Below are 12,416 nucleotides of genomic sequence, written 5' to 3'. Positions count from 1 at the left end.
TGTGTGGGGGGGGGGGGGGGGGTGACGCCGGCGGGGGGCGCGGGCCCCCGCCGGCGGGGAGCCGCCGATGATGCGCAACCCCCACAGGGGCCACCCGCACCCGCAGAACGACCCGCACGGGTGGTGCGGGTGGGAGACACAACCCGGCCGGAGGCCGGGTGCACCACACACCGCTCGCAGCCAAGCGAAGAGAGAGGCAACCTCATGGACCTGGTGATCCGGGACGCCCGCGTCATCGACGGCACCGGATGTGCCTCCTTCCGCGCCGACGTCGGCGTACACGAGGGCAGGATCACCGAGATCCGGAGAGAGGGAGAAGGCCCCCGCCCCTCGGGGGCCGAGACCATCGACGCCCAAGGCCTAGCGCTAGCGCCCGGCTTCATCGACATGCACGCGCACAGCGACCTCGCCCTCCTCCGCGACCCCGAGCACACCGCGAAGGCCGCGCAGGGCGTCACCCTGGAGGTCATCGGCCAGGACGGGCTGAGCTACGCCCCGGTCGACGACCGCACCCTCGCCCAGGTCCGCCAGGCCATCACCGGCTGGAACGGCGACGGCAGCGACATCGACTTCGACTGGCGCACGGTCGGCGAGTACCTGGACCGCCTGGACCGGCAGGGCATCGCGGTGAACGCCGCGTACCTCATCCCGCAGGGCACCGTCCGCATGTACGCCCTCGGTTGGGACGACCGCCCCGCCACCCCCGCCGAGATCGAGCGGATGAAGCAGCTCGTGGCGGAAGGGATGCAGGAAGGCGCCGTCGGCATGTCGTCGGGCCTGACCTACACCCCCGGCATGTACGCCGACGACTCCGAGCTGACCGAACTCTGCAAGGTGGTCGCCCAGTTCAACGGCTACTACTGCCCGCATCACCGCAGCTACGGCGCCGGCGCCCTCCAGGCGTACGAGGAGATGGTGAACCTCACGCGCACCGCGCACTGCCCCCTTCACCTGGCCCACGCCACCATGAACTTCGGCGTGAACAAGGGCAAGGCACCGGACCTGCTCGCGCTCCTCGACGAGGCACTCGCCGCCGGCGCCGACATCACGCTCGACACCTATCCCTACACCCCCGGCTGCACAACTCTCGTGGCGATGCTGCCCAGTTGGGCCAGCGAGGGCGGCCCTGACTCCATCCTCGCCCGGCTCCAGGACGACGAGACCGCCGAGAAGATCCGCCACCACATGGAGGTCATCGGCGCCGACGGCTGTCACGGCGTACCCATCGAGTGGGACACCATCGAGATCTCCGGCGTCAGCGACCCCGGCCTCGCCTCCTGCGTGGGCAAGACCATCGCCGAGTCCGCCGCCCAGCGCGGCGAGGCCCCCTGGGTCACCGCTCGCCGCCTCCTCGTCAACGACAAGCTGGGCTCGACGATCCTCCAGCACGTGGGCCACGAGGAGAACGTCCAGGCGATCATGCGCCACCGGGTGCACACCGGCGGCAGCGACGGCATCCTCCAGGGCTTCAAGCCGCACCCGCGCGCCTACGGCACCTTCCCGCAGTATCTCGGGCGCTACGCACGGGAGTTGGGCGTGCTGTCCCTGGAGGAGACGGTCGCCCACCTCACCTCGCGCCCGGCCGCACGCCTCCGCCTGCCCGACCGGGGCGTCGTCCGCGAGGGCTACCGCGCCGACCTGGTCCTCTTCGACCCGGAGACGGTCGCGGCGGGGTCCACCTTCGACGCTCCCCGCACCCTTCCCACCGGTATCCCGCACGTCCTGATCGACGGCAAATTCGTGATGCGGGACGGGCGGCGCACGGACGTCCTCGCGGGACGGTCCGTACGCCGCACGCCCTGACCGGCGTCAGCGACCGGCAGCCGGCCGCGGCAGCTTGCAGCGCGGACGGTTCAGGTCGATCTTGCTGTCGTGGGTCACGCACGGCACGATCCCGTACGTCTGCTGGGCGTAGTTGATGCCCTTGCGGACGGTCACATTGCCCTTCCGGTCGACCTCGCAGGGGTTGTCGAGGGTGCAGCGCTCGCCCTCCTCGTTGCCCGTGTTGTTGACCGCGGTGACCTTGCCGGTCTTGTGGTCGATCACGGGCGAGCCCGAAGTGCCGCCGATCGTCTGGCACTCGGGGGTGTAGCGGACCGAGTCCTTCCAGGTCCACTCGCCTTCCTTGAGCCGGTAGACGAACCCGTCGATCTTGCAGGTGTACGTCTGCTTCCAGTAGCCGGAGACGACGGTGATGTCCCGCCCCTTCACCGGGTGGTCGTCCTCGATCTCCAGCGCCTTGATGCCGTACTTCTTCTGGATCTCGCCGTAGCTGGTGGTGAGTTGGTACAGCGAGATGTCGGTGTCCGTCATCGTCGCGTACGAGATCTTGCTCGCCTTGAGGGTCGCCTTCTCGGCGCCCTTCGCGTCCAGGAGCTTGAAGGTCCGGGTGGACGGCTGGTCGACGATGACCTCGCCGGCGGCCGGGAATCCGGTCTCCAGACAGTGGCCGTTGGAGAGGACGAGCGCGGGGTCGTCCGCCTGGGACTGCGGCATGCGGACGACCGAGCCGGAACAGTTGCTGAGCGCGACGGTCCCGGCGAAGTCGACACCCTTCGCGGCCTGCCCGGTCTCTTGCTCCGCCGAGGCGCCGTCCGGAGCCGCGATCGCGGGTACGGAGCCGAACCCTACGAGGGTGAGGGCGAGTAATCCGCCCGCGAGAGCCTTCTTCATGTGTGGAGCCCCCCTTGTAGCTGTGCCCTGTGTTGTTGTCATGGGCATTCTTCGGGGGTCCCTCACGCACGGACAAGGGGCGAGAACCCTTGCATTTCGCCGCCTGCGCGGGAGCTGCGCAAGCTCCGCCGCGAGCCGCTGCTAGGCCGCGTGCGCTTCGAACCAGAGCGACCCGAGGTCGTGACCAGGAGTGAGGCGCACGTCCGAGTCGAGGGCGGCCGCAAGCAGCCTGAGCAACTCCAGCGTCGGGGCGGTCCCGCCCTCTTCGATGCACTCGATGTCGTCCTGCTCCATACCGGTGCGCTCGACGAGCTGCGTCGAGCTCAACCCGAGCTCGGTGCGGCGGTCGTAGAGAGCCTTACCGAAAGCCAGCGCCTCACGAATGGCAATGCGCTCCGGGTCTTGTGTCTCGACGCCCGACGGAGTCCAGCGGCTGTGCTGCCCGACCATCACGCCTTCCTCTCATACGTCGCGGTCACCGGTCCATGATGCTCGCTCTCGAAGCCGTCACGGCAGCGCGAGCTCGAACCACACCGTCTTGCCGATCCCGTGCGGCCGGGGGTCCGCTCCCCACGCGTCGGCCAGCAGCTCCACCAGCGCCAGACCCCGCCCCGACTCGTCGTCCGGGCCCGCCTCCCTCGCGCGCGGCAGCACGTCACACGCGTCCGCCACCTCCACGCGCAGGACACCCCAGCCAAGCACGCACCGCACCCCGACCTCCCGCCCCACCGGCACCCGCCCGTGCCGTACGGCGTTGGTCATCAGCTCACTGAGCAGCAGTACGGCCGTGTCCGCCACGTCGTCCGGGACCTTCCAGGCCCGCGCCTGCTCGGCGAGCAGCGAGCGCGACCGGCCGACACTGCGCGGACTGCGGGGCAGCCGCCACTCAAACTCCCTCGGGAGAGGGGAAGTTGTGCGTTCCATGCCTCATACGCTGCCGGGCCGGGCATAGCCTTCTGGAGTATCGACGCGGGTACAGTCCGTAGCCGTACCTGCCGTGCACCAGAGGGGCGGGCGCGATGACCGAGGTGAACTCCAATCCTCCGATGGCCTGGCGCTACTGCGGCAATCAGGTCAAGCGGTGGCGGGAGCAGGCGGGAACCACCCGCGAAGAGCTGTGCAAAGAGACCGGCTACCACTACGAGTACGTCAAATCGATGGAGAACGGCCGACGCAAGCCGACGCTTCGGCTGCTCCAGATCGCCGACGAAATGTGCGATGCGCATGGGCTGTTGCTGGCGGCGCAGGACTATCTGAAACCGGAGCCGTTTCCGGCGCGGTCGCAGGAGTTCATGCAGGCGGAGGCCGAGGCCATCGCCATCCATTCGTACGAGCCGCTACTGATCCCGGGCCTGTTGCAGACGGAGGAGTACGCGCGGTCCCTGATCAGCGAGAGCTGCCCGCCGCTGGACGACGAGACCGTCGAGGAGCGGGTGAACGCGCGGCTGCGCAGGCAAGAGGCGCTGCGGGCGCGGCCGTCCGTGGTCTTCGGCTTCGTGGTGTACGAGGCTGCACTGCGGACCATGGTTGGCGGCCGGGAGCCGATGCTGCGCCAGCTTCAACACATGCTGGAGGCTGGTGAGTTGCGGAACGTTTCGGTTCAGGTGCTGCCGATGGGGCGGTGCAGCGGGCTCGCGCTCAGCGGGTCTCTGGTGCTACTGGAAAGCACCGACCACGAGCAGATGGCCTTTGCCGAAGGGCAGAAGACAAGCGCCCTGTACGCCGACCCCGCCAAGGTCAGCGGCCTGACTCAGACCCATGGCATGATCCGCATGCACGCTCTCAGCGTTGAGGAGTCAGCGAAATTCATCAGGAAGATGATGGAGGAGCTATGAGCAACCAGCTCACCTGGTTCAAGTCCAGCTACAGCGACAGCGAGGGCAGCAACTGCATCGAAGTAGCCCTGGAATGGCACAAGTCCAGCTATAGCGACGACGAGGGGGGAAACTGCGTAGAGATAGCCGCCTGCCCCCACACCATCCACATCCGCGACTCAAAACTCGGCGAAGCAAGCCCCACCTTCGCCGTCCCGGCCGCCGCATGGGCCCAGTTCACGGCCGAGCTCCGGGACGCGGGATCCGAGCGCCTTTTCTGAGGAATGGGCGGTGGGTTCAACCCACCCTCCCTCCCAAGTGCCCTGCTTGCCAAGGGAGATGACTTTTCGTGACCGGCTTGCCACACGCCGTTGCGAAGCTCTAGCGTTCGCATAACGAACGACCCCGGCCGGTGCTGGAACACCAAACCGGGGTCTGACCGACAAGATCCTCTCAGGAGATCTCGTGGCTATCGAAGAGCTTAGCTCTGCCCTGCCCAACCCCGCGCACCCCATGGCCAAGCCCGGCTACGGCCAGCAGGCCGTGCAGACGGCGCTCAACGCCCTCACCGAAGCCGGTCACTACCGGCGTGTGCGCGTACCGCTCGGGGACAAGCTGACCCAGTGGGTGTTCCGCACGTACTTCAGCCGCACGGCCCGCGACGCCGACTGGTGGACGCGGTTCCTCAGCGGCGACGTACCGGCGGCCGAGCCGACAGCGCGGGAAGCGCGCTCGGAGGCGTACGACACGCTCGCCCGGCTCGGGGCTGCCGACAACCGGCTGACGCTCTCGGCGGCCGAGTGCGCCGCCCTCGAAGAGCTCGCCGCGCAGTGGCTGGCGCGCGGGGCCACCCCGGAGCGGATGCTGCGCGCCCTCACCGCCGGACTGCCGGAACAGGTCCACTCCCCCGGGGCGTTCGTCCGCCGCAGGCTGCGCGACAAGCTGCCGCCGCATGTCGCCGCCCGGCGACAGATCCTCGTGGAGTGCACGGGATGCGGCGTGCCGGGCCTGCCGGAGAAGCTGCCCGACGGGCTCTGCAAAGGCTGCCGCCGCCACCGCGCTGCCACCCCACGAGGTACGCCGTCGGGTGGCAGCGCTCAAAAGCCTTACTACTTAGGCACTACTTAGGCAGTTCGCAGCCCTCGCGGCTCAGGTCGATCTTGTTGCCGGGGGCCACGCACGGCACGATGGTGTAGGTCTGCTGGGCGTAGTTGATGCCCTTGCGGACCGTGACCTTGCCGTTCTCGTCGACCTCGCACGGGTTGTTGTCCGTGCACTCCTGGCCGTCCTCGTTGCCGGTGTTGTTGACGGCGACGACCTTGCCGGTCTCGTCGTCGATCACCGGCGAGCCCGAGGTCCCGCCGATCGTCTGGCACTCAGGGGTGTAGCGGACCGAGTCCTTCCAGGTCCAGTTCCCCTCCTTCAGACGGTAGGCGAAACCGTCGACGCTGCACTTGTACAGCTTCTTCCAGTAGCCGGACGCGACGGTGATCTTCCGCCCCTGCTCCGGACGCGCCGCGTTCAGCTCCAGCGCCTTGATGCCGTACTTGCTCTCGATGTCGCTGTAGGTGCTGGTCAGTTCGTACAGCGAGACGTCCGTGTCGGTCATCGTGCCGTACGCGACCTTGCTCGCCTTGACGGTCCCGGCATCGCTGCCGTTCGCCTTCAGGAGGGTGAAACTGCGCGACGACGGCTGGTCGACGACGACCTCACCGGGCGCCGGGAAGCCGCTCTCCAGGCAGTGGCCGTTGGACAGGATGAGCGCGGGGTCTTCCGGCTTCGAGTCGGGTACGCGCACGACGGAGCCGGAACAGTTGCTCAGCGCCACCGTCCCCGCGAAGTCGACCGCCTTGGGCTTGGCGGGGCGTTCGCTGCTGACAGCCGCCGCGGGCGCCGCCGTTGCTCCGAGGAAGAGCACGGCGAAGCACGCACCGACGAGAGGCTTGTTCATGTGGGGGGTCCCCTCTGATGACTGATGACCATGTGGCCGAAGTTGCTTCGGCTTTGTCATGCGCATTGTTGGGGTCCCCGGCCGCGAGGACAAGACCACAAACGGACACAACTCACCGCTGACAGAACACTTTTCAGCAGCGGGGCGCAGAGCCCACTTGGCCGGTGAAGTTGTCGTTCGACATCCAGCCCGATGTGCTCGTGCCATACACCTGGACGTAAGTCCAGCCGTGGCCATAGGCGTTGACGACCGAGCAGTGGAAGTTGAGCTGCGTCCCGCTCTCGACCGGGGTGACGGAGGAGCAGCTCTGATAAGGGCCGGTCACGAGGTGGTATCTGCCGGCCAGCAAAGCGTGCGATCCCGGATTCGGGTTCCGGTGGCTCCAGCCGCTGCAACTCTTCGACACCGAGCTGGGCTTGGCGGTGGGGGATGCGGGCGGCTGCGGGTCGGTGCCGCCGCCGTCGGCGTCACCGGTGGGTCTCGACGACGAGCCCGCCGCGTCGTCGTCCTTGCCGTCCCCGCCGTCCCCGCCGTCCCCGCCGTCCTTCCCGCTCTCGCCCGGCCGCTCCGACGCCGAGCGGGACGGCTTGCCCTTCGGGTCCGCCGACGACGAAGAGCTCGGCTTCCGCTTTCCGCCGCCCATGCTGCCGCGGCTCGGCGCGTCGCTGCCCTCGGTCGCACCGGGGCGGCTCGGCGCCGACTGCGCCTCGTCCGTCTTTCCGCCCTCGTCCTTGCCGACCAGGACGTACGTGATGCCGCCTCCGGCGAGTACGACGGCGGCCGCCACCGCCGCGATGACCGCCCTGCTCCGGCTCCGGCGCTGCGCCCGGCCCGCGGCGCGCCCGCCGGGCTGCGGAAGGGTGCTCGCCAGGCCGCCGGGTGCCGGATGGCCGGCCTGGGGTCCGCCGGGTGCCGGATGGCCGACCGGGGGTCCGCCGGGTGCCGGGTGGCCGGCCTGGGGCGGCTGCGGGAACGGTGCGGCGGGCGCGCCGAAACCGGCTCCCGGGGGCGGCGGCTGAACCGCACCCGGCGCACCGCCGGCAGCGGGCGTCGGTGGCCCGAAGCTCACCGTGCTCCCCGCCGCCACCCGCTCCAGCATCTCCCGCGCCTGAGCCGCGGCGGGCCTGCTCTCCGGGTCCTTCGCCATCAGCGCCCGCAGCACCGGCGTCAGCGCCCCCGCCCGCTGCGGCTCCGGCAGCGGCTCGGTCACGATCGCGGCGAGGGTGGACCACACCGACGTACGACGGAAGGGCGATGTCCCCTCGACCGCCGCGTACAGCGTCATGCCGAGCGACCAGATGTCCGACGCGGGGCCCGGCTCCCTGCCCTGCGCGCGCTCCGGCGGCAGGAAGTCCAGCGAGCCGACGAGCTGGCCGCTGCGGGTCAGCTTGTCGATGGCGCCGCTGTCGAAGTCGCCGGCCTCCATGCTGGCTATACCGAAGTCGGTGAGGACGACGCGGCCGCCCCGTTCGAGCAGGACGTTGCCGGGCTTGACGTCCCGGTGCAGTACGCCGGCCTGGTGCGCGGCGTCCAGCGCGTCCATCAGCTTGGCGCCGATCGCGGCGGCCTCGTGCGGCTCAAGGGCGCCGCGCTCGCTGAGCACGTCGTCGAGGGAGGGCCCGTCGACCAGCTCCATGACGATGACCGGCAGGCCGTCCTGCTCGGTCACGTCGTGCACGGTGACCACACCGCTGTGCCGGATCCGGGCGGCGGCCTGCGCCTCCCGCTGCATCCGGACCCGCAGATCGGCCAGATCGCCCGCGGACGCGTCGGTGAAGGCCCGCAGGATCTTGACCGCGACCTCCCGGTTGAGCAGCTGGTCCACCGCTCGGGCGACCACGCCCATGCCGCCGCGTCCGATCGTGGAGGTGACCCGGTACCGCCCTCCGAGCACCTTCCCGACCAGCTCTCCGCCGTTCGATTCCCCCGCCGTCACCGCTCGCCCCGTTCCGTAACCGGTCGTCAACTCCCTTGCCTGGAAAGGAGTCTGGAAGGGACAAGAGTAGAGGTATGAGCACACCGCGTGAGCCGCACACCAAAGGTTCGGCCGTGACCCGTCCCGTCCGCCCCGCCGGAGGTCCTGGGCCCCGGCGGCGACCCTCGCCGCCCGACGTGTCCTAAAACACGGAGCGGGTCCCGTCACTCGGCCGTAAGCTCGCGGACATGCAGGTCATCCAGTCGACGAAGCTCTCCAACGTCTGTTACGAGATCCGGGGCCCGGTGCTCGAGGAGGCGATGCGGCTGGAGGCGGCAGGCCACCGCATCCTCAAGCTCAACACCGGCAACCCCGCCGCCTTCGGTTTCGAGTGCCCGCCCGAGATCCTGGAGGACGTCCTCCGCAATGTGGGCTCGGCGCACGGCTACGGCGACGCGAAGGGGCTCCTGGCGGCCCGCCGCGCGGTCGTCATGCACAACCAGACCCTGGGCATCGAGACCGACGTCGAGCACGTCTTCATCGGCAACGGCGTCTCCGAGCTGATCGTCATGGCCATGCAGGGCCTGCTCGACGACGGCGACGAGGTCCTCGTACCGTCGCCGGACTATCCGCTGTGGACGGCGGCGGTCTCCCTGTCCGGCGGCACGGCCGTGCACTACCGCTGCGACGAGCAGGCGGACTGGATGCCGGACCTCGCCGACATCGAGCGCAAGGTGACCGACCGCACCAAGGCGATCGTGATCATCAACCCGAACAATCCGACGGGCGCCGTATACAGCGAGGACATGCTGCGCGGCCTGACCGACATCGCGCGCCGCCACAACCTCCTGGTCTGCTCGGACGAGATCTACGACAAGATCCTCTACGACGGCGCGACACACACCCCGACCGCCGCCATCGCCCCCGACCTGCTCACGCTCACCTTCAACGGCATGTCGAAGGCGTACCGCGTGGCCGGCTACCGCGTGGGCTGGATGGCGATCTCGGGCCCGAAGGCGCACGCCTCCTCGTACATCGAGGGTCTGACGATCCTCGCCAATATGCGCCTGTGCGCGAACATGCCGGGCCAGCACGGCGTGGTCGCGGCGCTGAGCGGGCGGCAGACGATCGACGATCTCGTCCTGCCGGGCGGGCGGCTCCTGGAGCAGCGCGACGCCGCGTACGACCTGCTGACGCAGATCCCGGGCGTGAGCTGTGTGAAGCCGAAGGGGTCGCTCTATCTCTTCCCGCGGCTCGACCCGAAGGTCTTCAAGATCAAGGACGACCGCCAGATGGTCCTCGACCTGCTCCGGGAGGAGAAGATCATGGTCGTCCACGGCACCGGCTTCAACTGGCCGGAGCCCGATCACTTCCGCATCGTCACGCTGCCTACGGCAACGGATCTGACCGAGGCGATGACCCGGATCGGGAACTTCTTGGACGGCTACAGCCAGCCGTAGCCGGGCAGGACCGCCGAGAGGCGACCCGACTCAACTTTAGACAGAATCTAAGCTAGGATGGGCTTCAAGCTACCCGCCTGGAGGCCATCCCATGTACGAGCCGATCCGCACCAAGTCGGTCCACGCCATGGCCGACCCCGGCGATTTCCCGCACCGCTCCCGCGAGGAGGAGCTGGACATCCAGCTCGCGGGGCACCTGGCGGCGCTCCTCGCCGTCACGGACGAGCTGCGCGGGGTCGCGCCCTCGGCCGAACTGGACGCCGCTGCCGATGAGTTGACCCGTGAGGTCACCCGGCTGCGGGGGCTTGCGCCCGTTCGCTCCGCTGTGGTGAGCGCGATCCATGAGCCGCACCTTGCCGCGCTGCATCAGCGGGCCCATGCGCTCGCGGGGCGTGCGCTGGTGGTGGCCGCGTCTCGTGCCGATACGGCCGCGGCGATTCTCGCTGCGCGGCGTATGGATGCTCATGAGGGTGCTGCACGGCTGGTTGGCGCCCACTGAGCAGCCGCTTGCCCCGCCTGCGCGTCTGCGGGTGATTCGTGGCTTGTCGCGCAGTTCCCCGCGCCCCTTCGGGGCCCGTATACGGCCCCGGTCCGGACGCCCCGAGGCGTTCGGACCGGGAGCCATCTCAGCGGCTAGCTGATCACCCGGACCGTGGCCTGGGCCGTTGATCCGCTGTGCAGGGCGTCGCCCTCGTAGCTCACCGCGTACACCGTCCTGCCGCGCTTGCTCGGCAGGTCCTTGATGCGGAACGTGCCGTCCGCGGCGACCGGCGCCGAGGTCAGCTCGCCCGTCGTGCCGAAGCGGTCCGTGCGGGTCACCTTCAGGCTGATCCCGGACGGCAGCGCGCGCCCCTGCCCGGTCAGCTTGCCGGTGATCTCGACGCCGCCCGCGCGGGTCGCCTCGGCGGGCGCCGTCAGCGCGATCGACGTCGGGGCCTTGGCCACGTCCACCGTGAGCGTGACGTCCTCGGCCGGGCGGTGCGTGACGTCGCCGAGGAACCGCAGCGTGTACGTCGACTCACCCACCCGGTCCGGCACGTCCAGGACGGTGAAGCTGCCGTCGGCCGCGACCTTGGCGGCCGCCACCTCCTGCGTGCCGTCGGCGTCCTTGCGGACCGCGGTGACCTTCACGGGCTCCGCGGGCGCGGGCCCGTCAAGCTCCAACTTGCCCCGGATACCGAGCGGTTCGCCCACGACGGCCTGCGCGGGCGTGGTGGTGAGCGCGCCCGTGAAGCGTGAGTCGTACTGCGCCGCGGGCGGCTGGATGACGTGCAGCCAGTGGTTGCCGCCGCCGTCCGACGCCACCGCGAAGAGCCGCGAGCCGTCCCTGGACCAGCCAAGGCCCTGCGGCACGATCCGCGAGCCGTCGAGCGCCCCCTCGAAGGCGAACTCGAGCGGCGCGGTGCCGTCCGCCGGGTCGGCGGGCTGGATCAGGAGATCGGCCGTGCTGCCCGCGGCGACCGCACCCCGCGCCACGTACTTGCCGTCGCCGCTGAAGGCCACCGCCGAAGCCTTCGCGCCCTCCGGGAGTGCCTGATAGCCGGTCGACGCGTCCGTCAGGTCGCCCGCGTCGAGCAGCCGGGTGCCGTACGCGGCGTCGGCGACGGCGATCCGCTTGCCGTCGGCGCTCTGCGCGATGTCCTTCAGGTCAAGCGCGCCCTTGCCTTCGGCGTCCGCGAAGCGCCGCGACGGGCCCCGCACCAGGGTGTCGCCGCTCGCGTCGAACGTGGTGAGGAACGGATTGGCCCCCTCCCCCGCCGCCTGCCCCATCACGAGCCGGTCGGGCGCCTCGGGCCCCGCCTCAAGACGCAGCCGCCCGGCGGCGCTCCAGCCGGTGTTGACCGCGGAGGGGTTGCTCACGTTGCCGACCCCGTACAGCGTCGAGCTGCTGCCGGACTCGTCGCAGTACGAATCGCTGTACGGCGTCTCCGTGAACCACGCCTTTCCGCCCGCCACGGCCATCTCCCGGCCGCAGGCGACGTCGTACGGCGCGTAGGTGGCGCCGCTCCTGGTCTGCGTCGCGGTGTCGAACGTCAGCATGCGGTTGGTCGTCGACACGTGCAGCGTCGCGCTGTCCGCGCTGAGCGTCATGCCGGACGCGGGCTGGTCGGTGGCGAGCGAACCCACCTTCTGGCCCTGGAAGTTGTAGACGTGGACCTGGCTGGCGCCGCTGCCCTTGCGGCCGTCGGTGACGTACACGCGCTCGTGCGCGGAGTCGACCACCATCGCCCCGAACGACGTGATGGGCAGCTTCGCCGCCTCGTCCGACGGAGTGGCGGCGTACGCGGCGGGTGCCTCGACGGCGACGAGCCCCGCCGAACCGAGCACCGCCGCCAGAGCGATGCCGGTCATACGTCTCAGTCGCTCAGATTTCTTCAACTTGGCCCCCCACAGGCTCTTTTGACGGGCCGTATCGATCGACGGGCCGCCTTGTGGGGACATTGAAACATGTGGGGCCTATGTGAAGGCTGCGTATGCAAAATGTGTCTGCGCATATATGCGGCGGGGATGCGAACGCGGAAGGGCCCCCCCCCCCCGTTTGGGGGGGCCGTCCCGAAAAGGGGGGGGGGTCAGCCCACGCGGCGCACCCCCACGCCCTAAAA

At 69.8% G+C, this 12,416-nt stretch carries 12 protein-coding genes; 6 read left to right on the top strand and 6 right to left on the bottom strand.

The window, feature by feature from the left end:
* Positions 1 to 204: 204 nt before the first annotated feature.
* Positions 205 to 1,803, top strand: coding sequence for an amidohydrolase family protein (locus ACFWY6_RS37855; RefSeq protein WP_384700328.1), 1,599 nt, complete (start codon positions 205 to 207; stop codon positions 1,801 to 1,803).
* Between the two features lie 6 nt (positions 1,804 to 1,809).
* On the opposite strand, the gene ACFWY6_RS37850 is transcribed toward ACFWY6_RS37855, so the two are convergent.
* The 3 genes from ACFWY6_RS37850 to ACFWY6_RS37840 all read right to left on the bottom strand — a co-directional run bounded on the left by ACFWY6_RS37850 (position 1,810) and on the right by ACFWY6_RS37840 (position 3,597).
* Positions 1,810 to 2,673 carry a trypsin-like peptidase domain-containing protein gene (locus ACFWY6_RS37850; protein WP_384700326.1) on the bottom strand — a complete coding sequence of 288 codons (864 nt, stop codon included), beginning with the start codon at positions 2,671 to 2,673 and terminating at the stop codon, positions 1,810 to 1,812.
* A 141-nt stretch (positions 2,674 to 2,814) separates the two neighbouring features.
* Entirely contained in the window at positions 2,815 to 3,123 is a 309-nt protein-coding gene (locus ACFWY6_RS37845; protein WP_384700324.1) for a helix-turn-helix domain-containing protein, read from the bottom strand.
* Positions 3,124 to 3,180: 57 nt separating this feature from the next.
* Positions 3,181 to 3,597, bottom strand: a complete 417-nt coding sequence (locus tag ACFWY6_RS37840; protein ID WP_384700322.1) for an ATP-binding protein — start codon at positions 3,595 to 3,597, stop codon at positions 3,181 to 3,183.
* A gap of 95 nt (positions 3,598 to 3,692) precedes the next feature.
* Between ACFWY6_RS37840 and ACFWY6_RS37835 the strand changes: the two genes are divergently transcribed.
* The 3 genes from ACFWY6_RS37835 (at position 3,693) to ACFWY6_RS37825 (ending at position 5,615) form a co-directional block, all read left to right on the top strand.
* Entirely contained in the window at positions 3,693 to 4,508 is an 816-nt protein-coding gene (locus tag ACFWY6_RS37835; protein WP_384700320.1) for a helix-turn-helix domain-containing protein, read from the top strand.
* A complete protein-coding gene (locus ACFWY6_RS37830) occupies positions 4,505 to 4,768 on the top strand; it encodes a DUF397 domain-containing protein (RefSeq protein WP_384700318.1) in 264 nt (87 codons plus the stop codon). Before ACFWY6_RS37835 ends, ACFWY6_RS37830 begins: the two co-directional genes overlap by 4 nt.
* A 184-nt stretch (positions 4,769 to 4,952) precedes the next feature.
* Complete coding sequence (locus tag ACFWY6_RS37825) at positions 4,953 to 5,615, top strand: hypothetical protein (RefSeq protein WP_384700316.1); 663 nt, start codon at positions 4,953 to 4,955, stop codon at positions 5,613 to 5,615.
* Here the strand turns inward: ACFWY6_RS37825 and ACFWY6_RS37820 are convergent.
* Both ACFWY6_RS37820 and ACFWY6_RS37815 read right to left on the bottom strand, forming a co-directional pair.
* On the bottom strand, positions 5,608 to 6,438 hold the full coding sequence (locus tag ACFWY6_RS37820) for a trypsin-like serine peptidase (protein ID WP_384700314.1): 831 nt from the start codon (positions 6,436 to 6,438) through the stop codon (positions 5,608 to 5,610). The two genes, ACFWY6_RS37825 and ACFWY6_RS37820, sit on opposite strands and share 8 nt — an antisense overlap.
* Positions 6,439 to 6,571: 133 nt before the next feature.
* Entirely contained in the window at positions 6,572 to 8,374 is a 1,803-nt protein-coding gene (locus ACFWY6_RS37815; protein WP_384700312.1) for a protein kinase, read from the bottom strand.
* A gap of 227 nt (positions 8,375 to 8,601) precedes the next feature.
* Here ACFWY6_RS37815 and ACFWY6_RS37810 point away from each other — a divergent pair, with 227 nt between their 5' ends.
* Entirely contained in the window at positions 8,602 to 9,813 is a 1,212-nt protein-coding gene (locus ACFWY6_RS37810) for a pyridoxal phosphate-dependent aminotransferase (RefSeq protein WP_384700310.1), read from the top strand.
* 91 nt (positions 9,814 to 9,904) lie between these two features.
* Entirely contained in the window at positions 9,905 to 10,312 is a 408-nt protein-coding gene (locus ACFWY6_RS37805) for a hypothetical protein (RefSeq protein ID WP_384700308.1), read from the top strand.
* 134 nt (positions 10,313 to 10,446) lie between these two features.
* On the opposite strand, the gene ACFWY6_RS37800 is transcribed toward ACFWY6_RS37805, so the two are convergent.
* On the bottom strand, positions 10,447 to 12,165 hold the full coding sequence (locus ACFWY6_RS37800) for an Ig-like domain repeat protein (protein ID WP_384700306.1): 1,719 nt from the start codon (positions 12,163 to 12,165) through the stop codon (positions 10,447 to 10,449).
* Positions 12,166 to 12,416: the final 251 nt, after the last annotated feature.

Origin of the sequence: Streptomyces sp. NPDC059037 (assembly GCF_042740015.1) — a bacterium.
Lineage (GTDB): Bacteria > Actinomycetota > Actinomycetes > Streptomycetales > Streptomycetaceae > Streptomyces.
Note: the sequence above shows the minus strand (reverse complement) of the source record. Positions and strands in the feature narration are given on the sequence as shown.